This window comes from Streptomyces sp. NPDC087300 (assembly GCF_044744425.1).
Taxonomy (GTDB): domain Bacteria; phylum Actinomycetota; class Actinomycetes; order Streptomycetales; family Streptomycetaceae; genus Streptomyces.
In genome coordinates this window covers 49,148-73,417 of the sequence record NZ_JBIUYI010000013.1, presented here as the reverse complement: position 1 = coordinate 73,417, position 24,270 = coordinate 49,148, and the positions used below count along the sequence as shown (strand labels likewise).

18 protein-coding genes are annotated in these 24,270 nt (G+C 71.6%); 9 read left to right on the top strand and 9 right to left on the bottom strand.

Annotated elements, in window-relative coordinates:
• Nucleotides 1–10: 10 nt before the first annotated feature.
• Nucleotides 11–1,612, bottom strand: a complete 1,602-nt coding sequence (locus tag ACIO9J_RS39035; RefSeq protein ID WP_402009894.1) for a protein kinase — start codon at nucleotides 1,610–1,612, stop codon at nucleotides 11–13.
• A 417-nt stretch (nucleotides 1,613–2,029) separates the two neighbouring features.
• Between ACIO9J_RS39035 and ACIO9J_RS39030 the strand changes: the two genes are divergently transcribed.
• From ACIO9J_RS39030 to ACIO9J_RS39000, 7 genes are all read left to right on the top strand, one after another.
• On the top strand, nucleotides 2,030–3,229 hold the full coding sequence (locus ACIO9J_RS39030; protein WP_402009892.1) for an ROK family protein: 1,200 nt from the start codon (nucleotides 2,030–2,032) through the stop codon (nucleotides 3,227–3,229).
• A 122-nt stretch (nucleotides 3,230–3,351) separates the two neighbouring features.
• Nucleotides 3,352–4,449, top strand: a complete 1,098-nt coding sequence (locus tag ACIO9J_RS39025) for a substrate-binding domain-containing protein (RefSeq protein WP_402009890.1) — start codon at nucleotides 3,352–3,354, stop codon at nucleotides 4,447–4,449.
• Between the two features lie 192 nt (nucleotides 4,450–4,641).
• Nucleotides 4,642–5,442 (top strand): ATP-binding cassette domain-containing protein, encoded by an 801-nt coding sequence (locus ACIO9J_RS39020; protein WP_098245374.1) that lies wholly within the window; start codon nucleotides 4,642–4,644, stop codon nucleotides 5,440–5,442.
• A complete protein-coding gene (locus tag ACIO9J_RS39015) occupies nucleotides 5,439–6,740 on the top strand; it encodes a sugar ABC transporter permease (protein ID WP_402009888.1) in 1,302 nt (433 codons plus the stop codon). The genes ACIO9J_RS39020 and ACIO9J_RS39015 overlap by 4 nt, the downstream gene beginning before the upstream one ends.
• Nucleotides 6,741–7,058: 318 nt before the next feature.
• Nucleotides 7,059–8,990 carry a 1-deoxy-D-xylulose-5-phosphate synthase gene (gene dxs / locus ACIO9J_RS39010; protein ID WP_402009886.1) on the top strand — a complete coding sequence of 644 codons (1,932 nt, stop codon included), beginning with the start codon at nucleotides 7,059–7,061 and terminating at the stop codon, nucleotides 8,988–8,990.
• A gap of 114 nt (nucleotides 8,991–9,104) precedes the next feature.
• Entirely contained in the window at nucleotides 9,105–10,631 is a 1,527-nt protein-coding gene (locus ACIO9J_RS39005; protein WP_402009884.1) for an amino acid permease, read from the top strand.
• An 84-nt stretch (nucleotides 10,632–10,715) separates the two neighbouring features.
• Entirely contained in the window at nucleotides 10,716–12,206 is a 1,491-nt protein-coding gene (locus tag ACIO9J_RS39000) for an ArnT family glycosyltransferase (protein ID WP_402009883.1), read from the top strand.
• Here ACIO9J_RS39000 and ACIO9J_RS38995 read toward each other — a convergent pair.
• A complete protein-coding gene (locus ACIO9J_RS38995) occupies nucleotides 12,179–12,586 on the bottom strand; it encodes an NTP pyrophosphohydrolase (RefSeq protein ID WP_402009881.1) in 408 nt (135 codons plus the stop codon). The two genes, ACIO9J_RS39000 and ACIO9J_RS38995, sit on opposite strands and share 28 nt — an antisense overlap.
• Nucleotides 12,587–12,699: 113 nt before the next feature.
• Here ACIO9J_RS38995 and ACIO9J_RS38990 point away from each other — a divergent pair, with 113 nt between their 5' ends.
• The gene (locus ACIO9J_RS38990; RefSeq protein WP_402009879.1) at nucleotides 12,700–13,836 is read left to right on the top strand and encodes a hypothetical protein; all 1,137 of its coding nucleotides are present in this window, start codon (nucleotides 12,700–12,702) and stop codon (nucleotides 13,834–13,836) included.
• Nucleotides 13,837–13,915: 79 nt separating this feature from the next.
• On the opposite strand, the gene ACIO9J_RS38985 is transcribed toward ACIO9J_RS38990, so the two are convergent.
• The 5 genes from ACIO9J_RS38985 to ACIO9J_RS38965 form a co-directional block, all read right to left on the bottom strand.
• Entirely contained in the window at nucleotides 13,916–16,051 is a 2,136-nt protein-coding gene (locus ACIO9J_RS38985; protein ID WP_402009877.1) for a 3-hydroxyacyl-CoA dehydrogenase NAD-binding domain-containing protein, read from the bottom strand.
• Nucleotides 16,048–17,274, bottom strand: coding sequence for a thiolase family protein (locus ACIO9J_RS38980; RefSeq protein ID WP_402009875.1), 1,227 nt, complete (start codon nucleotides 17,272–17,274; stop codon nucleotides 16,048–16,050). The genes ACIO9J_RS38985 and ACIO9J_RS38980 overlap by 4 nt, the downstream gene beginning before the upstream one ends.
• Before the next feature lie 292 nt (nucleotides 17,275–17,566).
• Nucleotides 17,567–18,844: an HRDC domain-containing protein gene (locus ACIO9J_RS38975; RefSeq protein WP_402009874.1), complete on the bottom strand. Its 1,278-nt coding sequence runs from the start codon at nucleotides 18,842–18,844 to the stop codon at nucleotides 17,567–17,569.
• Between the two features lie 78 nt (nucleotides 18,845–18,922).
• Complete coding sequence (locus ACIO9J_RS38970; protein WP_030687574.1) at nucleotides 18,923–19,585, bottom strand: response regulator transcription factor; 663 nt, start codon at nucleotides 19,583–19,585, stop codon at nucleotides 18,923–18,925.
• A gap of 274 nt (nucleotides 19,586–19,859) precedes the next feature.
• Complete coding sequence (locus ACIO9J_RS38965) at nucleotides 19,860–20,519, bottom strand: DUF3000 domain-containing protein (RefSeq protein WP_402009872.1); 660 nt, start codon at nucleotides 20,517–20,519, stop codon at nucleotides 19,860–19,862.
• A gap of 85 nt (nucleotides 20,520–20,604) precedes the next feature.
• Between ACIO9J_RS38965 and hemE the strand changes: the two genes are divergently transcribed.
• Nucleotides 20,605–21,678: a uroporphyrinogen decarboxylase gene (gene hemE / locus ACIO9J_RS38960; RefSeq protein WP_402009871.1), complete on the top strand. Its 1,074-nt coding sequence runs from the start codon at nucleotides 20,605–20,607 to the stop codon at nucleotides 21,676–21,678.
• A 75-nt stretch (nucleotides 21,679–21,753) separates the two neighbouring features.
• On the opposite strand, the gene ACIO9J_RS38955 is transcribed toward hemE, so the two are convergent.
• Complete coding sequence (locus ACIO9J_RS38955; protein ID WP_402009869.1) at nucleotides 21,754–23,133, bottom strand: FAD-dependent oxidoreductase; 1,380 nt, start codon at nucleotides 23,131–23,133, stop codon at nucleotides 21,754–21,756.
• 98 nt (nucleotides 23,134–23,231) lie between these two features.
• Complete coding sequence (locus ACIO9J_RS38950; RefSeq protein WP_402009867.1) at nucleotides 23,232–24,167, bottom strand: DUF4349 domain-containing protein; 936 nt, start codon at nucleotides 24,165–24,167, stop codon at nucleotides 23,232–23,234.
• Nucleotides 24,168–24,270 lie beyond the last annotated feature (103 nt).

The following is a 24,270-nucleotide window of genomic DNA, read 5'->3' as shown; positions in this document are numbered from 1 at the left end:
GCGGGCCGGGTCAGCCGCGCTGCGTCGGCCCGTACGCGTCGAGCGAGTAGTTCGTGACGCCCCCGCCGGGCGCCTGCGGTGCCGTGACCCGCATCGTCGTATAGCGGCCCCCGTTCAGGCCGGACACGACCACGTCCACCGAGTACTGCGCCTGCCTGCCCTCCGCGCAGCTGGGGGAGCAGATCCGTTGCCAGCCCCGCCCCTGGGCCCGCGCGACCGGCGAGCCCCAGCCCGTCCACGTCAGGTTCTTGAGTCCGGCGCCACCGTCGCCGCAGGCCACCAGCAGGGTGCCGGGCCTGTTCAGCGGCTGTCCGCCGCAGTCGGCGATGGCCGCGGGCCGGGTGCTCGGCCGGGTCTCGATCCGCGTCGGGGCCCGCCGGGTCGGTTCGTCGGCGGCCGAGGGCTCGGTGTCGGGCCCGGTCGCCTCCTCGACGGGCGGCGCCTCGGTGGTCGGCGCCCGGGTAGGCGCCTCGGGCGTCCGCTCGACCGCGGCGGTCGGCCGTGGCGGCCTCTCGACGGTACGGGTGTCGGGGCCGCCGCCGGGGTCAAGGGCGACGACGACGGCGGCGGTCAGCGCGGCGACCACGAGCCCCGTGCCCACGAGGACGGGCAACCGGGGCCGGTCCCGGCCGGGCGGGGGCGCCGTCTCGGTGGGATCGGTGGGAGCGGTGGGATCGGTGGGAGCGGTGGCATCGGTGGGACCTCCCGTGCGCCGCGCCAACTCCGCCTGGAGCGCGGCTATCTCGGCCTGCTGCGCCGCGATCAGCTCGTGCACCTCGGTGGGCCAGGGCCGCGCGGGCCGCGCGATCCGGCCGATGTCGTCGAGGAGGCGGGCGGGGCTCGGCCGCTCGGCCGGGTCCTTGGCCAGGCAACGGGCCACCAGCGGCCGGACCTTCGCGGGCAGCGCGCCGAGGTCCGGTTCGACGTACACGATGTTGTAGAGGGTCTGTGGCATCGAGGGGCCGACGAAGGGGCACGCGCCCGTGCAGGCCATCACCAGGACCGTGCCCAGTGAGAACACGTCGCTGGCGGGGCCGACGGGCTGTCCCTGAGCCTGTTCGGGTGACATGAAGCCGGGGGAGCCGACGAGCCGTCCGGAGTGGGTCAGTTCGGTGCCCGTCCCGCCGTCGGTGGCACGGGCGATGCCGAAGTCGATGACCCGGGGTCCGTCGTCGGTGAGCAGCACGTTGGACGGTTTCAGGTCGCGGTGCACGAGCCCGGCCCGGTGGATGTCGACCAGGGCGGCGGCGAGCCCCGCGGCCATGCGGAGGACCGCTTCCTCGGGCAGCGTACCGACGGCCGTCACGGCCTCCTGGAGCGAGGGGCCCGGCACGAACTCCGAGGTCAGCCACGGCTCTTCGGCATCCGCGTCGGCGTCGATCACCGCCGACGTGTGCGCGCCGGACACCTTGCGGGAGGCCGCCACCTCGCGCCGGAAACGGGCCCGGAAGCCGTCGTCCTCGACGAACTGGGTGTGCACCTGTTTGAGCGCGACCAGGCTGCCGTCCGGGGCGCTGCTCAGCAGGACCCGGCCCATGCCGCCCCTGCCCAGCTCCGCGAGCGAGCGGTAGCGCCCGACCTCCGCCGGATCGTTCGCCGTCAGTCGTTCCACCGGGTCCCCTCGGGTCGCACGAGCCGCGCAACGGACCAAGCAGCGTCTCGTGCCCCGTGAACCCCGGCAAGAGGGCGGGTGCGGGAGGAGGGAGGGCGGTCGGCGTACCGGCGGGGAGGGGGGCGCCGTGCCGACACCTCTTACACGCGTCCTCGCCGGGTCGGGCGCGCGGAAGGGGGTGAGGGCACAGGTGGTGAGCGTGTGCGGGAGCGGCGATGCGGAGCAGGTCCGTCCAGTGAGCGGGCCCGCGCGGGAGGCGAGGTCACCCAGGCCGGATCTCCGTCAAGGACTTGACTGCGGCATCTCCTTCAGCAGAGTTTGGAGTTCACAACTTGTACATGGCCCGGTGCTCATTTCCGGGACCGGCGTCACGGGTGCCTTCGGGGTAGCCCGAAATAGGGCAAAGGGTGAGAGTCAATGGAGACTCCGGGGTCGCAGTCCTCTCTGCACCGGGCCAATCTCGAACGGGTCGTACGCGCCGTACGGCTCGCCGGATCGCTCACGCAGGCGGAGATCGCGCGGACGACGGGCCTGTCGGCGGCGACGGTCTCCAACATCGTCCGGGAGCTGAAGGACGGCGGCACGGTCGAGGTCACGCCCACCTCGGCGGGCGGCAGGCGGGCCCGCAGCGTCTCGCTGAGCGGTGACGCGGGCATCGTGATCGGCGTCGACTTCGGCCACACCCACCTGCGCGTGGCGATCGGCAACCTCGCCCACCAGGTGCTCGCCGAGGAGTCCGAGCCGCTGGACGTGGACGCCTCCGCCGCGCAGGGCTTCGACCGGGCCGAGCAGCTGGTCAGCAGGCTGCTCACGGCCACCGGCGTGGACCGCGCGAAGATCGCGGGCGTCGGGCTCGGCGTGCCGGGACCCATCGACGTGGAGTCGGGCACGCTCGGCTCGACGTCGATCCTGCCGGGCTGGACGGGCACCAAGCCCGCCGAGGAGCTCGCCAGCAGGCTCGGCGTGCCGGTGCACGTCGACAACGACGCCAACCTCGGCGCGCTCGGCGAGCTGGTCTGGGGGAGCGGCCGTGGCGTCAAGGACCTGGCGTACATCAAGGTCGCCAGCGGGGTCGGCGCGGGCCTGGTGATCAGTGGCCGGATCTACCGGGGGCCCGGCGGCACCGCGGGCGAGATCGGGCACATCACCCTGGACGAGTCGGGACCCGTCTGCCGCTGCGGCAACCGCGGCTGCCTGGAGACCTTCACCGCGGCCCGGTACGTCCTGCCGCTGCTCCAGTCGAGCCACGGCACCGATCTGACCATGGAGCGCGTGGTCGGTCTCGCGCGCGACGGGGACCCGGGCTGCCGCCGGGTGATCGCGGACGTCGGGCGGCACATCGGCAGCGGCGTGGCGAACCTCTGCAACCTCCTCAACCCCTCCCGTGTCGTGCTCGGCGGGGACCTCGCGGAGGCCGGTGAGCTGGTGCTCGGACCGATCAGGGAGTCGGTCGGGCGGTACGCGATCCCGAGCGCCGCGCGCCAACTGTCCGTCCTTCCCGGGGCACTTGGCGGCCGGGCCGAGGTGCTCGGCGCGCTGGCCCTCGCGCTCAGCGAGATGGGCGATTCAACCCTTTTGGACGGATCTCTCCCTGCGGGCGCACCTGCCTTCACTTAGATAACGCATGGCACCGTTGTCATCTCGTTAAGGATTTACTCCTTGACGCTGGTGTGGCGGCCGAGTTGACTTCGAGCCACCTCGGCCGCAACGACGCGGCCTCGTCAGGGAGGCACCCCACCATGAACGCAATGACGCGTCGCGTCGTCATAGGCACGGCCGCGGTTTCGATGGCACTCGCCATGACCGCTTGCGGCAAGGCCGGCGACGGCGACGACGACAAGGGCAGCGGCGACAGCAAGACCATCGGTCTGCTGCTCCCCGAGAACAAGACCACGCGTTACGAGACCTTCGACCGCCCCATCATGGAGTCGAAGATCAAGGAACTCTGCTCCGACTGCGACGTGAAGTACAACAACGCCGCCGGGGACATCGAGACCCAGAAGAAGCAGTTCGACGCCCTTGTCACGCAGGGCATCAAGGTGATCATCCTGGACGCCGTCGACTACAAGTCGACGAAGTCGTGGGTCAAGCAGGCCGACAAGCAGGGCGTCAAGGTCGTCGCGTACGACCGCCTGGCCGAGGGCCCGCTGTCCGCCTACGTGTCGTACGACAACGAGAAGATCGGCCGCCTCCAGGGCGGTGCCATGGTCAAGGCGCTCGGCGCCAAGGCCAAGGACGCCAACGTCGTCATGATCAACGGCTCGCCGACCGACCCGAACGCCCCCTTCTTCAAGAAGGGCGCCCACTCGGTCCTCGACAAGGCCGTCAAGAAGATCGCGTACGAGCAGGACATCCCCGAGTGGTCCTCGGACGAGGCGAACCGCAAGATGTCCTCCGCGATCGACAAGCTCGGCAAGGACGGCATCCAGGGCGTCTACGCCGCAAACGACGGCATGGCGGGCGGCGTGATCACCGCGCTCAAGCAGCGCGGCATCAAGGTCCCCGTCGGTGGCCAGGACGCCGAACTCGCGGGCGTGCAGCGCCTGTTGAGCGGCACCCAGGACTACACGATCTACAAGCAGATCAAGCCGGAGGCGCAGACCACCGCCGAGATCGCCGTGCGCCTGCTCAAGGGCAAGGACATCGACGACGTCACCGACCGCAAGGTCGACTCGCTCAGCGGCGACTTCAAGGACATCCCGGCCAAGCTGTACGACGCCGAGGCGATCACCAAGGACGACGTCGCCGACACGATCGTCAAGGACAAGGTCTACAAGGTCAGCGAGATCTGCACGGCCCAGTACAAGAAGGCGTGCGACGCGGCGGGTATCAAGTAACGCCCGCTTGCGGTAAAGCCGTTCGTACGAAGTGAGTGCCCCGGAGCGTGAGAGCGCTCCACGGGCGCGTACGTGCGACGGCCTCCAGTACCGGCCCGGTGCCCGCCCCGCAAACCGCCCCGCAATCGGAGGGGCGGGCACCGGACCTGCCCTTGTTGCACCACCATCCCCGCCGGTCAGGCGGCGAAGGAGATGATTCACGTGTCCGCTACGCCCGTGCTGGCGTTGCGCGGGGTCTCCAAGCGGTTCGGCGCCGTCCAGGCGCTCACGGACGTAGACCTCGAAATCCGCACCGGTGAGGTGGTCGCCCTCGTCGGCGACAACGGCGCCGGAAAGTCCACCCTCGTCAAGACGATCTCGGGCGTTCACCCGATCGACGACGGCACCATCGAGTGGGAGGGCAGGAGCGTCCGCATCGGACGGCCGCACGACGCCCAGAACCTCGGCGTGGCCACCGTCTACCAGGACCTCGCGCTCTGCGACAACCTCGACGTCGTCGCCAACCTGTTCCTCGGCAGCGAGCTGAAGAGCGTCTCCGTCCTCGACGAGATCAAGATGGAGAAGCGGGCGAGGGAACTCCTCGACACCCTCTCCATCCGCATCCCCAGCGTCCGCATCCCGGTCGCGGCGCTCTCCGGCGGTCAGCGCCAGGTCGTCGCCATCGCCCGCGCGCTGGTCGGCGACCCCAAGGTCGTCATCCTCGACGAGCCCACCGCGGCCCTCGGCGTCGAGCAGACCGCCCAGGTCCTCGACCTGGTGGAGCGGCTGCGCGAGCGCGGCCACGGCGTGATCCTCATCAGCCACAACATGGCCGACGTGAAGGCCGTCGCCGACAAGGTCGCGGTGCTGCGGCTCGGCCGCAACAACGGCACCTTCTCCGTCGCCGACACCACCAACGAAGAGATCATCGCCGCCATCACCGGCGCCACGGACAACGCCGTGACCCGCCGCAGGGCGCGTACGGCCACGGTTACGAAGGAGGACGCGAAGTGAGCGACCTCGCCAAGACCCCGAAGCCCGACACCGAAGCGCCCGCCGCGGCCGACGCCTCGGCGGCGCCCGTCCCGGCCGTCGACCCGCGCCTGCTCATCCGCGAGGAGGGCCTGGCCGGCTACTGGACCGAGTTCAAGCGCAAGATGCGCGGCGGTGAGCTGGGCTCGCTGCCCGTCGTCATCGGCCTGATCGTCATCGCGCTGATCTTCCAGCTGAAGAACGACCACTTCCTGGACGCGAGCAGCCTCGCGAACATCGCGGTCTTCACCTCCGGCCTCGGCATCATGGCCGTCGGCATCGTCTTCGTCCTGCTGCTCGGCGAGATCGACCTCTCGGTCGGCTCGGTGGCGGGCATGGGCGCGGCCGTCTGGGCCGTCCTGAGCGTCACGCACGGCCTGAACGACTGGCTCGCGGTGTTCATCGCCATCGCCTCCGGCCTGGTCATCGGCGCCGCCCACGGCTTCTTCTTCGCCAAGATCGGCGTGCCCGCCTTCGTGGTCACCCTCGCGGGCTTCCTCGGCTGGAGCGGTCTGCAGATCTGGCTGATGGGCAGCGAGGGCAGCATCAACACGCCCGAAGGCAGCGTCGTCGAGGACCTGACCGGGCACTTCTTCGCGGAGAAGGGCGCGGCGTACGGTCTCGCGGCCGTCGCCATCGTCGCGTACGCCGGGTCGCTGCTCCTGGACAGCCGCCGCCGCAAGACCGCGGGCCTGCCGTCGCGGCCGGTCAGCGAGATCGTGCTGCGCACCGTCGTCGTCGCCGTCCTCGCGGGCGGCGCGGCCTACGAGCTGAACGAGCCCGAGGGCGCCCGCGGCCTGCCGCTGGCCCTGGTGCTCTTCCTCGCCGTCCTGGTGATCGCGGACTTCGTGGCCCGGCGCACCACCTTCGGCCGCCAGGTCTTCGCGGTCGGCGGCAACGCGGAGGCCGCGCGCCGCGCCGGCATCAACGTGGACCGGGTCCGGATCACCGTCTTCGCCATATCCGGCATGCTCGCGGCCTTCGGCGGCCTCTTCATCGCGAGCCTCTCCGGCGGCGCGACGAAGAGCCTGGGCGGCGGCAACACGCTGATGATGGTGATCGCCGCGGCGGTCATCGGCGGCACGAGCCTCTTCGGCGGGCGCGGCAAGGTCTGGTCCGCGCTCCTCGGCATGCTGGTGATCCAGTCGATCCAGCAGGGCCTGAACCTGCTGGGTATGGCGAGTGAGATTCAGTACATGATCACGGGCGCGGTTCTGCTCGCGGCGGTGGTCATCGACTCCGTCTCCCGGCGCACGCAGAAGTCCGCGGGGCGCGCGTAGCGTTCCCCTGAGCTGTCCCTTGGGCCGCTTCTCTGGCTGCGGGCCGATTTTGGCTGGTCGCGCAGTTCCCCGCGCCCCTTACGGGGCCCGAATTTCAGCCCCTCCGGCGTTTGAGGAGCGGGGTCCGGGGCGGAGCCCCGGGGCATGAAGGGCGCCCCAGACGCACTGGACGAGGAACACCTGTTCCTCGTCCAGTGCGTCTGTTCGTGTGACCCGGAATACGCCTCCCGGACGCGGTCGTCAGTCGCGGAACATTAGACTCGACAGACCCGGCAACGCTCGAACAGCACATCTCAGCTCTACTGCAAGGAGGCACGGGTGCCGCTGCTGACCCGCATCACGGGACCGCGCGATCTGGACCGGCTCAGCGCCGAGGAGCTGAACCAGCTGGCCGGAGAGATCAGGGGATTCCTCGTCGACGCCGTCTCCAAGACCGGCGGCCACCTCGGCCCCAATCTCGGCGTGGTCGAGCTCACCATCGCCCTGCACCGCGTCTTCGAGTCCCCCAAGGACAAGGTCCTCTTCGACACCGGCCACCAGAGCTACGTGCACAAGCTGCTCACCGGCCGCCAGGACTTCGGCAAGCTGCGCTCCAAGGGCGGCCTGTCCGGCTACCCCTCGCGCGCCGAGTCCGAGCACGACGTGATCGAGAACAGCCACGCCTCCACGGTCCTCGGCTGGGCCGACGGCCTGGCCAAGGCCAACGAGGTGCGCGGCAACGGCGACCACGTGGTCGCCGTCATCGGTGACGGCGCGCTCACCGGCGGCATGGCCTGGGAGGCGCTGAACAACATCGCCGCCGCCAAGGACCGCCCGCTCGTCATCGTCGTCAACGACAACGAACGCTCCTACGCCCCCACGATCGGCGGGCTCGCCAATCACCTGGCGACGCTGCGCACGACCGACGGCTACGAGCGGTTCCTGGCCCGCGGCAAGGACCTCCTGGAGCGCACGCCGGTCGTCGGCAAGCCGCTCTACGAGACCCTGCACGGCGCCAAGAAGGGCCTCAAGGACTTCATCGCCCCGCAGGGCATGTTCGAGGACCTCGGCCTGAAGTACGTCGGCCCGATCGACGGCCACGACGTCGAGGCCCTGGAGTCCGCCCTCCAGCGCGCCAAGCGCTTCGGCGGCCCGGTCATCGTGCACTGCATCACCGAGAAGGGCCGGGGCTACAAGCCCGCCGAGGAGGACGAGGCCGACCACTTCCACGGCATCGGCCCGATCCACCCCGACACCGGCCTGCCCATCGCGGCGGGCGGCATGGACTGGACCTCGGTCTTCGGCGAGGAGATGGTCAAGCTCGGTCACGAGCGCGAGGACATCGTCGCGATCACGGCCGCCATGCTCCAGCCGGTCGGCCTGGCGAAGTTCGCCAAGGCGTTCCCCGACCGGGTCTACGACGTGGGCATCGCCGAGCAGCACGCGGCGGTCTCGGCGGCGGGCCTGGCCAGCGGCGGACTGCACCCCGTCTTCGCGGTCTACGCGACCTTCCTGAACCGTGCCTTCGACCAGCTCCTGATGGACGTGGCCCTGCACAAGTGCGGCGTCACCTTCGTCCTGGACCGGGCCGGCGTCACCGGCACGGACGGCGCCTCGCACAACGGCATGTGGGACATGTCGATCCTCCAGTGCGTGCCGACGCTGCGGATCGCCGCCCCGCGCGACGCCGACCAGGTCCGTCTCCAGCTGCGCGAGGCCGTCGAGGTGGACGACGCGCCGACCGTCGTGCGCTACTCCAAGGGCGCGGTCGGACCCGCGGTCAAGGCCGTCGGCAAGGTCGGCGCCATGGACGTCCTGCGCAGGCCGGGCACCGGCAAGGCGGACGTCCTGCTGGTCTCCGTCGGCGCGCTCGCGCCGATGTGCCTGGAGATCGCCGATCTGCTCGACAAGCAGGGCATCACCACGACCGTGGTGGACCCGCGCTGGGTCAAGCCGGTCGACGAGGCGATGGCGCCGCTCGCCGAGCAGCACCGCGTCGTGGTCACCGTCGAGGACAACTCCCGTGCGGGCGGCGTAGGTTCCGCGATCGCGCAGGCCCTGCGCGACGCGGGCGTCGACGTACCGCTGCGCGACTTCGGCATCCCGCCGCGCTTCCTCGACCACGCGTCCCGCAAGGAGATCATGGCCGAGATCGGCCTGACCGCCCCGGACATCGCTCGCCAGGTGACGGGTCTGGTGGCCAAACTGGACGCCAGGTTCGAGCGGAACACCGCCGCGGCCGTGGACTCCGTGGAGCCCGCCCGCGACTGACGTCAACACGCACCGCCGACGGGCCGGTTTCCACACCCTGTACGGGTGGTGGGACCGGCCCATTCGCGTGAATGGGCCCGTGCCGGGGCTTACGGGGTACCCGTCCTCTCGATCATGTCGGGGACGACAAGCGTGGGAGGTACGCCCGTGAGCAGCAGTCTCTTCAGGACGAAGAGCGTCGAGCAGTCCATCAGGGACACCGAGGAGCCGGAGCACGCGCTCAAGAAGTCGTTGTCAGCCCTCGATCTCACGGTCTTCGGCGTCGGCGTCATCATCGGTACCGGCATCTTCGTCCTGACCGGAAAGATCGCCAAGGAGACGGCGGGGCCCGCGGTGGCCCTCGCCTTCGTCGTCGCGGGACTCGTCTGCGCCCTCGCGGCGCTGTGCTACGCCGAGTTCGCCTCGACCGTGCCGGTGGCCGGCTCCGCGTACACCTTCTCGTACGCCTCGCTGGGGGAGTTCCCCGCCTGGATCATCGGCTGGGACCTGATCCTGGAGCTGGCGCTCGGCTGCGCGGTGGTCGCGGTCGGCTGGTCCGGGTACATGCGCTCGCTCCTGGACACCGCGGGCCTGCACATGCCGCAGGCGCTCAGCGGCACCCACGAGGGGAAGTTCGGCTTCGACCTGCTGGCCTGCGTGCTCGTGCTCGTCCTGACCGCCATCCTGGTCGCGGGCATGAAGCTGTCGTCGCGCGTCACGAACGTCATCGTCGCCGTCAAGGTCACCGTCGTCCTGCTGGTCATCATCGTCGGCGCCTTCTTCATCACCGGCGCCAACTACGACCCGTTCGTGCCGCCGGCCGAGCACGTCGAGGGCGGCGGCGGCATCACCGCGCCGCTGGTCCAGCTGATCTTCGGCTTCACGCCGTCGAACTTCGGCGTGATGGGCATCTTCACCGCGGCGGCCGTGGTCTTCTTCGCGTTCATCGGCTTCGACATCGTCGCGACCGCCGCCGAGGAGACCCACAACCCGCAGCGCGACGTCCCCCGCGGCATCCTCGGCTCGCTGCTCATCTGCACGGTCCTGTACGTGGCCGTCTCCGTCGTCGTCACCGGCATGCAGAAGTACAGCGACCTCTCCACGGACGCACCGCTCGCGGACGCCTTCAAGGCCGTCGACCACCCCTTCTGGGCGGGCCTGATCAGCTTCGGCGCGGCCGTCGGACTCACCTCGGTCTGCATGATCCTGCTGCTCGGCCAGACCCGCGTCTTCTTCGCGATGAGCCGCGACGGACTGCTCCCGCAGACCTTCTCCAAGGTGCACCCGAAGTTCGGCACGCCCTACCGTTCGACGGTCCTGCTCGGCGGGATCGTGGCCGTCGTCGCGGGCTTCACCTCCATCGACGAACTCGCCGAACTGGTCAACATCGGCACGCTGTTCGCCTTCGTCGTGGTGGCCCTCGGCGTCATCCTGCTCCGCAAGCAGCGCCCCGACCTGCCGCGCGCCTTCCGCACCCCGCTGGTGCCCTACGTGCCGATCCTCTCGGTCCTCGCCTCGCTGTGGCTGATGCTCAACCTGCCCGCGGAGACCTGGCTGCGGTTCGGCGTCTGGATGGTCCTCGGCGTCGTCATCTACTTCGCGTACGGGCGTTCGCACAGCAGGCTGCACCTGCGCGACCCGCACGCCGACGACGCACGGTAGTCACCGGCCTTTCGGCAAGGCTTCTTCACCGGCCCCGTATGTCCCGTTCCGTCGGGAACTGCGGGGCCGGATAGCGTGCACCGTATGCCCGCCGCGCCCTCCGCCTCGCTACGCTCCGTACGCGCCACCCGGGTGCCGGGCCCGCGCACGGAGTGCGTCCCCGACCTCCGCGACCCCTACTGGACACGGCTGTTCCCGCTCCTTGCCGCGCTGGCGTGCGCGACCCGGCTGCCCTCCTTCCGGGGGCCCCTGTGGAACCCCGACGAGGGCTATCTCGCCGTCCAGGCGCGGCTGCTCGCCGACGGCGGCACGCTCTACGAAACGGTCGTCGACCGCAAGCCGCCCCTCGTCCCCTGGCTGTACGCGGGCGCCTTCGCGCTCTTCGGCGACGACTCGCTGCTGCCCCTGAAGGTCCTCGCCGTCGCCGCCCAGCTCCTGACGGCGGTGCTCCTCGCCTCGATCGCCCGGCGCCGCTGGGGCGACCGCGCGGGCCGCACCGCAGGCGTCCTCCACCTGCTGATCTCCATCGGCCTCAACCCCGAGGACGCGCAGGCGGCCACCTTCGAGATCTTCATGCTGCCCTGCACGGCCGCCGCCATGTGGTGCGCCGACCGGCGCCGATGGGGCGCCGCGGGCGCGGCGGTGGCCTGCGCCTTCCTCGCCAAGCAGACCGGGGGAGCGGTCCTGCTCCCGGTCTGCTGGCTGCTCTGGCGGTCCGGGGCGACCCGCGGGGACGTCCTGCGCCTGGCCGCGGGCCTGTCCGCCCCGGTCGTCGCCGCCGCCCTCCTGACCGACCCGGGCGGCTTCCTGTTCTGGACGGTGACGGGCTCGGGCGCCTACGCCTCCTTCACGGGCTCCGAACTCCACGTCCTGGGGCGCGGGTTGGGCAACACGGCGATCCTCGCCGCGGCCTGCGCGGGCATCGTCCCCCCGGTCGTACGCGTCCTGCGCATCGCCCGCACCGGCTCCGCCGACCTCTGGCTCTGGCTCGCCTCCGCGGTCGCCGCCGTACTGCTCGGCTTCCACTTCTTCGGCCACTACTACCTCCAACTCATGCCGCCGCTCGCCCTGTTGGGCGCCGCCGCGCTCCAGATCCTGCCGGGGCGCGCGGCACGCGCGGTGACCGTGTCGGCCTGCGCGAGCGCGCTGTTCCTGGCCTGGGGACTGCTCGCGCCCCGGCCCGAACTGGCGCACGCGACCCGGCTCGCCGCCGTCGTCCAGGCGCACACCGGCCCGGGCGACCGGGTGCTCCTGTGGGGGATACACCCCGAGACGTACTGGCTGGCCCGGCGCGCGCCCGCCAGCCGCTACCTCACGGCCGGACTGCTCACCAACTACAGCGGCGGCAGGAACGGCCCCGGGGTCGGCGAGAAGTACGGCGTCGCGGGTGCCTGGCCCGTCTTCCGCGCGGAGCTGCGCGCCCACCCGCCCGCGCTCGTCGTCGACGACTCCCAGGGCAAGCCGTACGCGCCGCACCGGGTGCCGTCCCTGCACCGGATCCTCGCGGCCGGCTACCGGCCGCTGCTCACGGTCGAGGGCGCGGTGTTCTACGTACGGGCGGACCCGGGCGCCTGACCCGGGCCGTGCACGGTGCGCGGCCCCAGACACCCGGCGCCCCACTCGCCGACCCTGCGCCGCAGCTCGCGGTCGGCCGTGACGACCAGGCACGTCCTGTCCGCGGCCTCGGCCGCCAGCTCCACGATGCGGTCGTCGCCGCTGCCGGGCGCGGAGACCACCCGCACGCCCGGCACGGACTCGACGCCGCGTGCCGCGCCCTCGACGACGAGGACTACCTCCAGCGGGCCCGGATGGTCCGGCAGGCCCTCGGCCGCGTAGCCGACGAGCCGGTCCCTCAGCCGCTCGGCGGCGCCCCGACGGTCGCGCCACCAGCCGTCGGGGACGGAGCCGACGACGTTCGCCGCGTCGACCACGAGAAGGGTGTGCGGGGTGCTCATGGCGCCAGGGTGGCACACGCGGGCCGTGCCCCCGGCCGCATTCGCGGACGGCAAACGTAGACTAAAGGACCGATGTCCCCCGCTGGTGAACGTGGAAAGGTTGGCGCCGAGTCATGCCGTCGAGGTCCGCCCGAAAGTCCGAGCGGAAGCCTTCCAGACCTCCGGTCGCGGAATCCGCAGCCACCGTCGCCCGCCCCGCCGCGGGCCCGCCCGACACCGGCCGCTGGCTGCTCCGCGGCAAGGACGGCAGACTCTCCGCGTACGCCCGCGCCGCGGGGGGAGTCCTGCGCTGGACCGAGGAGCGCCCCGGCGGCCCGGAGTGGACGGGACCCGAATTCTTCGAGGTCGCCGACCTGACGTTCCTCACGCTCGCGCAGGGCGACGACGGCTATGTGCACTTCATCGGCAGGCGCGAGCGGCGCGACGGCGAGGGCAAGAAGCTCGTCGACCTCATGCACACCGTCCAGTACCAGTCGGGCCGCCCGCTCATGGACTGGCGGACCGCGGGGAACCCGCACACCAAGCTCGTCGAGCGCGCCCCGAACCTCGGCGCCCCCGCCGTCGCGGTGGACACCGCGGGCACCGTCCACGTCTTCGTACGGGACGGGGTGCGCAGCGTCCGGCTGCGCCGCGAGGACAAGAGCGGCAAGTGGGAGAACTGGAAGGACCTCAAGAGCAGCGAGGCCCTCGACGGCATCGTCGCCCTCACCACGTCGACCGGCCGCATCGAGGTCTACGCGCCCACCGCCGACGGCACCGAGCACTGGGCCCAGGAGAAGCGCGGCGGCGACTTCAAGCGCGCGGACGACATCCCGCCGACCCCCGCGCCCGGCTCAGGCACGGCCCTGGAGACCGGTGACGACCGCTTCACGTACTACGCCGTCGACGCGTCCGGGAAGGGCGTCCTGGCGCACCGCCCGGGGACCGGCGACGCCGCCGTCCCGCTCGGCGGCGAACCGGACCAGGGCCCCACGGCGGCCTTGCGCGCGACCATAGACGGCCACGACTGCACGGTCCTGGCCCACCGCACCCGCTCGGGCCGCCCCGCCATCGCGGCGTTCCCCACGGAGGACGAGGCGGCGGGCCTGTGGTGGGCGGAGACCGGCGAACCGTGCCTGGGCGCACCGGCGTTGGCGCTCGACGCGCAGGGCAGGGTCGTCATCGCCGCCGTCGGCGTCGACGGCACGCTGCGCGTCGCGCGGCAGAAGCCGGAGACGGGCCTGGCGCTCGGGGCGTGGACGCGGGTCTGAGCAGCACGACGGCGGGGCCGTACGGGATCAACTCCCGTACGGCCCCGCCGCGTTGGTGCTGCTGCTGGCAGGCGAAAGGTTACGCCGGGACGCTCGCCACGCCCTGCGCCAGGAACCGCTTCCCGTTCACCCGCTCGCTGACGCCCTCACGGTCCAGGTACGGCGTGATGCCGCCCAGGTGGAAGGGCCAGCCCGCACCGGTGATCAGGCAGAGGTCGATGTCCTGGGCCTCGGCGACGACGCCCTCGTCGAGCATGAGCCCGATCTCCTGCGCCACGGCGTCCAGGACGCGGTCGCGGACCTGCTCCTCGGTCAGGACGGAGTCGCCCTGCTTCAGGAGCGCGGCGACCTCCGGGTCGAGCTCCGGCTTCCCGCTGTCGTACACGTAGAAGCCGCGCTTGCCCGCCTTGACGACGGCCGCGAGGTTCGGGGAGACCGTGAAGCGCTCCGGGAAGGCACGGTTGAGCGTCTCGGAGACGTGCAGACCGATGGCCGGACCGACCAGCTCCAGGAGGACCAGCGGCGACATCGGCAGGCCGAGCGGCTCGACGGCCTTCTCTGCGACGGCGACCGGGGTGCCCTCGTCGATCACGTTCTGGATCTCGCCCATGAAGCGGGTGAGGATGCGGTTCACGACGAACGCCGGGGCGTCCTTCACGAGCACCGCGGTCTTCTTCAGCTTCTTGGCGACACCGAACGCCGTGGCCAGCGAGGCGTCGTCGGTCTGCTCGCCGCGGACGATCTCCAGGAGCGGCAGGATCGCGACCGGGTTGAAGAAGTGGAAGCCGACGACCCGCTCGGGGTGCTTCAGCTTCGACGCCATCTCGGAGACCGACAGCGAGGAGGTGTTGGTGGCGAGGATGGCGTGCGCCGGGGCGACCGCCTCGACCTCCGCGAACACCTGCTGCTTGACGCCGATCTCCTCGAAGACGGCCTCGATGATGAAGTCGGCGTCGGCGAAGCCCTCGGCCTTGTCCAGGACACCGGAGACCAGGCCCTTGAGGCGGTTGGCCTTGTCCTGGTTGACGCGGCCCTTGAGGAGGAGCTTGTCGATCTCCTCGTGGACGTAGCCCACGCCCTTGTCGACGCGCGCCTGGTCGATGTCGGTCAGCACGACCGGCACCTCGAGGCGGCGCAGGAAGAGCAGCGCCAGCTGCGAGGCCATCAGGCCCGCGCCGACGACGCCGACCTTGGTGACCGGGCGCGCCAGGCTCTTGTCCGGGGCGCCCGCGGGGCGCTTGGCGCGCTTCTGCACGAGGTTGAACGAGTAGATGCCCGACCGCAGTTCGCCGCCCATGATCAGGTCGGCGAGCGCGGTGTCCTCGGCGTCGAAGCCCTGCTGGAGGTCCCCGTCCTTGGCCGCGGCGATGATCTCCAGGGCGCGGTAGGCGGCCGGCGCGGCCCCGTGCACCTTGGAGTCGGCGATGGCACGGCCGCGCGCGACGGCGGCGTCCCAGCCCTCGGCGCGGTCGATCTCGGGTCGTACGACCTGGGTCGAGCCGGTCAGGACGGAGGCCGTCCAGATCAGCGACTGCTCCAGGAAGTCCGCGCCCTCGAAGAGCGCGTCGGCGATGCCGAGCTCGAAGACCTGCTTGCCCTTGAGCTGGCGGTTCTGGTTCAGCGAGTTCTCGATGATGACCGAGACGGCCTTGTCGGCGCCGATCAGGTTCGGGAGCAGCGCGCAGCCGCCCCAGCCCGGGACCAGGCCGAGGAAGACCTCGGGCAGCGAGAAGGCGGGCAGCGCCTTGGAGACGGTGCGGTAGGTGCAGTGCAGACCGACCTCGACGCCACCGCCCATCGCGGCACCGTTGTAGTACGCGAAGGTCGGCACGGCCAGGCCCGAGAGGCGCTTGAAGACCTCGTGGCCGCCCTTGCCGATGGCGAGCGCGTCCTCGTGGTGCTTGAGGAGCTCCACGCCCTTGAGGTCGGCGCCGACGGCGAAGATGAACGGCTTGCCGGTGATGCCGACACCGACGATGGCGCCCTCGGCCGCCTCCTTCTCGACCTGGTCGATCGCGGCGTTCAGGTTCGCGAGCGAGGCCGGGCCGAAGGTGGTCGGCTTGGTGTGGTCGAAGCCGTTGTCCAGGGTGATGAGCGCGAAGCGCCCGGCGCCGTGGGGGAGGTCGAGGTGGCGCACGTGCGCCTGCGTGACGACCTCGTCGGGGAACAGCTCGGCCGCACCCTTCAGAAGCTCAGCGGTGGTCGTGGTGCTCACTTCTCGCCTCCGGCGTCCTTGTGGTTCGGGTTCTCCCAGATGACCGTCGCGCCCATGCCGAAGCCGACGCACATGGTCGTGAGGCCGTAGCGCACCTCGGGCTGCTCCTCGAACTGCCGGGCCAGCTGCGTCATCAGGCGTACGCCGGAGGAGGCGAGCGGGTGGCCGTACGCGATGGCGCCGCCGTACTGGTTGACGCGCGCGTCGTCGTCGGCGATGCCGTAGTGCTCAAGGAAGGCGAGCACCTGCACGGCGAAGGCCTCGTTGACCTCGAAGAGGCCGATGTCGCCGATGCCGAGACCGGCCTTGGCGAGCGCCTTCTCCGTCGCCGGGATCGGGCCGTAGCCCATCACCTCGGGCTCGACGCCCGCGAAGGCGTACGACACCAGGCGCATCTTGACCGGCAGGCCGTTCTCCCGCGCGAACTCCTCGGAGGCGATGAGGGAGGCGGTGGCGCCGTCGTTGAGACCCGCGGCGTTACCGGCGGTGACGCGGCCGTGCGTACGGAACGGCGTCTTCAGCCCGGCCAGGTTCTCCAGGGTCGTCCCCGGACGCATCGGCTCGTCGGCGGTGGCCAGGCCCCAGCCGGTCTCACCGGCCTCCTCGTTCGTCCGGCGTACGGAGATCGGTACGAGGTCGGCCTGGATCTTGCCGTCGGCGTACGCCTTGGCGGCCTTCTCCTGCGAGCGCACGGCGTATTCGTCGGCGCGCAGCTTGGTGATGCTCGGGTAGCGGTCGTGCAGGTTCTCGGCGGTCATGCCCATGAACAGGGCGGACTCGTCGACCAGCTTCTCGCTCACGAAGCGCGGGTTGGGGTCCACGCCCTCACCCATGGGGTGGCGGCCCATGTGCTCGACGCCACCGGCGACGGCGATGTCGTACGCGCCGAACGCGACGCTGCCCGCGACCGAGGTCACGGCGGTCAGCGCACCGGCGCACATGCGGTCGATGGAGTACCCGGGCACGGACTGCGGCAGTCCGGCCAGGATGCCGGCGGTGCGGCCGAGCGTCAGACCCTGGTCGCCGATCTGCGTGGTCGCGGCGATGGCGACCTCGTCGATCTTGGCGGGGTCGAGGTCCGGGTTGCGGCGCAGCAGCTCCCGGATGGCCTTCACGACGAGGTCATCGGCACGGGTCTCGTGGTAGATGCCCTTCGGGCCCGCCTTGCCGAACGGGGTGCGGACGCCGTCCACGAAGACGACGTCCCTGACGGTACGAGGCACGATGGCTCTCCTCCAGGGTGCGGTGCGCCACGCCTGCGGCGCGCTTCCTCCATCCACCCTACTTGCCAGTAACTATGCGGCCAAGGCCCGCCCTGCGCCCCGTGGGCGAGGCGAAGGTCACACTGGCTGACGCCTCGGTACCGGAACTCGGCAACGTGGGCACAGCGGGGCGAGGCGTCTGCCCACAACCGGAACCACCCACCCACCCCTTCACCGCTCGGTGCGGAGTGTTGGGTGGGTGGGCGGGAAAGATTCGCCGCGAAGCGGCGGTCTGACGTACGACGACCGGCAGTCAGCCGAGAGCCGTCACCAGAACGGGCGTGACGAGAGAGATCTGCCACTGCCGAGCGCCGTGCCCGGCCAGCGCGGAGGCCACGGACTCCCCGTCCACCTGAGCCGGAGGCTCCCAGCAGACGCGCCGGACCGTATCCGGAGTGATCAGGTTCTCCTGCGGCATGTTCAGCTGCTCGGCGAGCGCCGAGACCGCCGCCCGCGCGGCGGAGAGCCGCGCCGCGGCCGCCGGATCCCGGTCCGCCCAGGAGCGCGGCGGCGGCGGCCCGCTCACCGTCTGTCCGGGCTGCGGAAGCTCCGCGTCCGGCAGCGCCTTGGCGCGGTCGACCGCGGCCTGCCACTGCTCCAGCTGGCGCCGCCCCATGCGGTGCCCGAAGCCGGTCAGCGCCGCGAGCGCGTGCACGTTGGGCGGCACGGCGAGCGCCGCCTCGACGATCGCGCCGTCGCTGAGCACCTTGCCGGGCGACACGTCACGCCGCTGGGCGACCTTGTCGCGCGCGGTCCACAGCTCCCGTACGACCGCCATCTGACGGCGCCGCCGCACCTTGTGCATCCCTGACGTACGACGCCAGGGGTCCTTGCGGGGCGGCGCGGGCGGCGCGGACGCGATGGCGTCGAACTCCTCGCGGGCCCACTCCAGCTTCCCCTGCCGGTCGAGCTCCTTCTCCAGGGCGTCGCGCAGGTCCACGAGCAGCTCGACGTCGAGCGCCGCGTACCGCAGCCAGGGCTCGGGCAGCGGCCGCGTCGACCAGTCGACCGCGGAGTGGCCCTTCTCCAGTACGTAGCCGAGGACGCTCTCGACCATCGCGCCGAGTCCCACGCGCGGGAACCCGGCGAGCCGGCCCGCGAGCTCGGTGTCGAAGATCCGCGAGGGAACCATGCCTATTTCGCGCAGGCACGGCAGGTCCTGGGTCGCCGCGTGCAGCACCCACTCGGTGTCGCCGATGGCCTCGCCGAGGCCCGACAGGTCGGGGCAGGCGACGGGATCGACGAGCGCGGTGCCCGCGCCTTCGCGGCGCAGCTGGACGAGATAGGCGCGCTGTCCGTACCGGTAGCCGGACGCGCGCTCGGCGTCGACGGCGACGGGTCCGGTGCCCGCGGCGAAGGCGGCGACGACCGCGGCGAGGGATTCCTCGTCGGCGATCACCGGCGGAATGCCGTCGCGCGGCTCCAGTAGCGGGATCGGCAGCCCTTCGGGAGCGAGGCCGTCGTCGGCCGGAGGGGCGCCTCCGGTGGTTCGCAGTGAGCTGTCTGCTGCGGTCTCTTGGGCGTCGGTCACCTGTCAAGGGTACTTGTGCATGCACGGCGCCCGTCGACGGAACGTTCCGTCGACGGGCGCGCGAGGGTTGTAAATGAGTCAGTGGATGATGCCGGTGCGCAGTGCGACCGCTACCATCCCGGCCCGGTCGCCCGTGCCGAGCTTGCGCGCGATCCGGGCGAGGTGGCTCTTCACGGTCAGGGCGGACAGGCCCATCGAGACGCCGATGGCCTTGTTGGACTGGCCCTCGGCGACCAGGCGGAGCACCTCGACCTCGCGGCCGGACAGTTCGCGGTAGCCGCCGGGGTGGCTGGGGGCGCCCGGAGGACGGCGGTGCATTCGGGCGGCGGCCGAGCCGATCGGCGCGGCGCCGGGGCGGGTGGGGAGTCCGACGTTCGTGCGGGTGCCGGTGACGACATAGCCCTTGACGCCGCCCGCGAGGGCGTTGCGCACGGCACCGATGTCGTCGGCGGCGGAGAGGGCGAGGCCGTTGGGCCAGCCCGCGGCACGGGTTTCGGAGAGGAGCGTCAGGCCGGAGCCGTCAGGAAGGTGGACGTCTGCGACGCAGATGTCCCGAGGGTTGCCGATGCGGGGACGAGCCTCAGCGATGGACGAGGCCTCGATGACATCGCGTACACCGAGCGCCCAGAGGTGGCGGGTGACGGTGGAACGCACGCGGGGGTCGGCCACGACGACCATGGCGGTCGGCTTGTTCGGGCGGTAGGCGACCAGGCTTGCGGGCTGCTCGAGGAGAACGGACACCAGGCCTCCTGGGGTGGCGGGACGGAACCGGCTCGGGGAGGAAGCCGGGACGAACCATGCTTTTCAAGGTCACAAACCTCTTCGGCACCAATCCCGCCCGCCTTTAGGAAATGATCACGATTTGGTGAGTCTGAATCGGGACAATTCAGACGCGCGCTCGATCATCCGAAGATCAAACCGAACACGCCGCCCTACGGGTGACATGCGAAAACCCCGCGGCAGCGGGCCGCGGGGCACTCGGAAGGGTGGAGAAAATCCGCCCGGGGACGAATGGTCAAGGAGTTGACGGACCACGGCGCTGGGGGAGCGAGACCACGGACCCGTCGCCGGGGCCCACGGGCGGCAGCCCCGCGATCTGACAGAGCAGATCGCACCACGCGGCGAGGTGCGCCGCGGTGTCGGGCGCCCCGTTGGCACACTCCCGGGGGGTCCACGAGGCGCGGATCTCGATCTGCGACGCGGGCGGCCGCTCGGCCAGCCCCCCGAAGTAGTGGGACCCCGCGCGGGTCACCGTGCCGCTCGCCTCGCCCGCCGAGAGCCCGCGCGCGTGCAGGGCGCCGGTCAGCCAGGACCAGCAGACCTCGGGCAGCAGCGGATCCGCCGCCATCTCCGGCTCCAGCTCCGCCCGCACCAGCGTCACCAGCCGGAAGGTGCCCTGCCAGGCGTCGTGCCCCGCGGGATCGTGCAGCAGCACGAGCCGCCCGTCCGCGAGGTCCTCGTCGTCGTCCACGACCGCCGCTTCCAGCGCGTACGCGTACGGCGCGAGCCGCTGCGGCGGCCGCGTCGGGTCGATCTCGATCTCCGGCCGCAGCCGTGCCCCCCGCAGCGCGTCGACCGCCGCGCGGAAGGGCAACGGAGCCGAATCCGCCACCTTCCCCTCCGAACTCTCCATCTCGCCAGCGCCGTCCGACCGTTGTCCCTGAGCCGCAGCCATGCGGGGAAGGTTAAGGGGAACGGCGGCTTCGCGCAGGGAGAGACACCCGTCAGGGGGTTCCCGGTCAACGTGCGAGACTTTCCGCGTGAGTGCCAACGAGAGCCAGAGCCCCGCGGGCCGGCCGAACCCAGCGACGTACGACTCCCCCTTCATGAAGGCGTGCAGGCGCGAGGCCGTGCCGCACACGCCGGTCTGGTTCATGCGGCAGGCGGGGCGCTCACTTCCCGAGTACCGCAAGGTCCGTGAGGGCACCGCCATGCTGGAGTCCTGCATGCGGCCCGACCTCGTCACCGAGATCACCCTGCAGCCGGTGCGGCGGCACGGCGTCGACGCCGCGATCTACTTCAGCGACATCGTCGTCCCGCTGAAGGCCATCGGGATCGACCTCGACATCAAGCCCGGCGTCGGCCCCGTCGTCGCCAACCCCATCCGCTCGCGCGCCGACCTGGCGCAGCTGCGGGACCTCACGCCCGAGGACGTCCACTACGTCACCGAGGCCATCGGCATGCTCACCGCCGAGCTCGGGTCCACGCCGCTCATCGGGTTCGCCGGGGCGCCCTTCACCCTCGCGAGCTACCTCGTCGAGGGCGGGCCGAGCCGCAACCACGAGCACACCAAGGCCCTGATGTACGGGGACCCGCAGCTCTGGGCCGACCTGCTCGACCGGCTCGCGGAGATCACCGGCGCCTTCCTGAAGGTGCAGATCGAGGCGGGCGCGAGCGCCGTGCAGCTCTTCGACTCGTGGGTGGGCGCCCTGTCGCCCGCCGACTACCGGCGCGCGGTGATGCCCGCATCGGTGAAGGTCTTCGACGCGGTCGCCGGGTACGGCGTGCCCCGCATCCACTTCGGCGTCGGCACGGGCGAGCTGCTCGGTCTGATGGGCGAGGCGGGCGCGGACGTCGTCGGCGCCGACTGGCGGGTGCCGATGGACGAGGCCGCGCGCCGCGTCGGCCCCGGCAAGGCGCTCCAGGGCAACCTGGACCCGGCCGTGCTCTTCTCCACGCGCGAGGCCGTCGAGGCCAAGACGGACGAGGTGCTGGCCGCCGCGAACGGCCTGGAGGGGCACATCTTCAACCTCGGCCACGGCGTCCTGCCGACCACCGATCCGGAGGCGCTGACCAGGCTCGTCGAGTACGTGCACACGCGCACCGCGGTCTGAAAGTTTGTCCGAAAAGAGTCCCTGCCGTGCGCGGCGGGGACCCTTCTCGTCCGTCCGTCCGATGACGCGGGCCGGTCAGCCCGCCCGCACCGCCGCCACCGCCTTGCGCGCCGCCACCAGGACCGGGTCCCACACGGGTGAGAACGGCGGGGCATACCCCAGGTCGAGCGCGGTCATCTGCTCCACCGTCATCTGCGCCGTCAGCGCGACGGCCGCCACGTCCACCCGCTTGCCCGCGCCCTCGCGGCCCACGATCTGCACCCCGAGCAGCCTCCCGGTGCGCCGCTCGGCGAGCATCTTCACCGTCATCAAGGCGGCGCCCGGGTAGTAGCCGGCCCTGCTGGTCGACTCGATGGTCACCGTCACGAATTGGAGTCCGGCCGCCCGCGCGTCCTTCTCGCGCAGCCCGGTGCGGGCCAGCTCCAGGTCGCAGACCTTGCTGACGGCCGTGCCGACGACACCGGGGAACGTGGCGTACCCGCCGCCCGCGTTCGAACCGATCACCTGGCCGTGCTTGTTGGCGTGGGTGCCGAGCGCGATGTGCCGGTGGCTGCCCGACACCAGGTCGAGCACCTCCACGCAGTCGCCGCCCGCCCAGATGTTCTCGTGCCCGCGCACCCGCATCGCGAGGTCGGTGAGCAGCCCGCCGTGCTCGCCGAGCGGCAGCCCCGCCGCGCGGGCCAGCGCCGTCTCGGGGCGTACGCCGATGCCGAGCACCACCACGTCGGCCGGGTACTCGGCGTCCTCCGTGGCGACCGCCCTGACCCGCCCGTCGTCGCCCGTGAGGATCTTGGTGACCTCGGCGTCGTTCACCATCTCGATGCCCATGCCGGTCATCGCCCCGTGCACCAGGCGCCCCATGTCCGGGTCCAGGGTCGACATGGGCTCCTTGCCGCGGTTGACGACCGTCACCTCGTAGCCGCGGTGGAGCATCGCCTCGGCCATCTCGACGCCGATGTAGCCCGCCCCGATGACCACCGCCCTGCGCCCCTCGGTCCTGCCCAGGGTGTCGAGCAGGGCCTGTCCGTCGTCCAGCGTCTGCACGCCGTGCACGCCCGGGGCGTCGATGCCGGGCAGCGCGGGGCGGATCGGCCGCGCGCCGGTGGCGATCACGAGCTTGTCGTACGTGGTCCAGGACTCCTCGTCCCGTTCGAGATCGCGGGCGAGGACGCGGCTGTTCGCCACGTCGATCCGCGTCACCTCCGTGCGCATCCGCAGATCGATGTCGCGCTCCCGGTGCTGCTCGGGCGTGCGCGCGATCAGGTCGTCGCGCTCCGGGACGTCCCCGCCCACCCAGTAGGGGATGCCACAGGCGGAGTACGAGGTGAAGTGGCCGCGCTCGAACGCGACGATCTCCAGCTCGTCAGGACCCCTGAGCCTGCGTGCCTGCGACGCGGCGGACATGCCCGCCGCGTCGCCTCCGATGATCACCAGTCGCTCTCGTGTGCTGCTCATAGGCACACGCTACGGCGGCCGGGACCCCGTAAGGGGCCCTGTAGGGGCGCGGGGAACTGCGCGACCAGCCCAACGAGACCCGCGCCCCGGCGAAGAGCTCAGCCCTCGCCCCCTTCCCGGGAGGGAGCCGTCGCGGCACGGCGCGGCAGCCGTGGCCGCACGACCCGCACCCACACCAGCACCAGCAACACGACCACCGCCGCGAACGGCAACACCGCGGCGAGCACGACCGCTATCCACCGCAGCGTCGTCACGAACGCGTCCCACCCGCCCGAGAGCGCGTCGAGGAACGTCGGGTCGTCGTCGGCGGCGGCCGCCGCCCGCACCGGGCGCTCGGTGAGCGACAGCGTGATCGTCGCCATGTCCGTCCGGTCCTTCAGCGACGCCTGCCGCGCGAGCAGCGCCTCCAGATCGGCCTGACGGGTGCTCAACTCGCCCTCCAGGGAGACCACGTCGCTCAGCTTCGTCGCCTTGTCCATCAGCTCGCGCACCCGCGCCACGCTCGCCCGCTGCGAGGCGACGCGGCTCTCGACGTCGACGACCTGATCGGTGACGTCCTGCGCCTTGGAGTCCCGGTCGATCAGCTTGCCGGTGCCTTCGAGCGAGTCGAGCACCTCCTCGTACTTCTCCTGGGGCACGCGCAGCACGATCCGCGAACGCTCGCGTCCCGCGCCGTCGCGCGAGGTGTTCTCGTTCCCCACGATGCCGCCCGCGTCCTCGGCCGCCGCGCGCGCACGGTCCAGGGCCGCGGGCACGTCCTCGACCCGGACGGTGAGCTTCGCGGTGCGGATGATGTGGGTGTCGGCGGGGCCTATCGGCTTCTGCTTGCCGCCGCGCGATCCCTCGGCGCCGCCGCCGTCAGGCTCGCCGTCGGACGGGCCCTTCGCGTCGGCCGCGGAGCCCGCCGCCTTGCCGCCGGCGTCGGTGTCGTCCGAACCCGCCCCGCTGCACCCCGTGAGCGCGAGGGCGACCGCGAGGAGGACGGCGGAGAGCGCCGGGACCGTGCGGCGGCTGGACCTGCTGGACGTGTGCATCGGCGTACCCCCGGAAGACGTGACGAGTGATGCTCCTTTGACGCCGGACGGAGGCGCGACGGTGGTTGCCGACCGGTCCCGATGCGGTCACGGTCGGGACTCG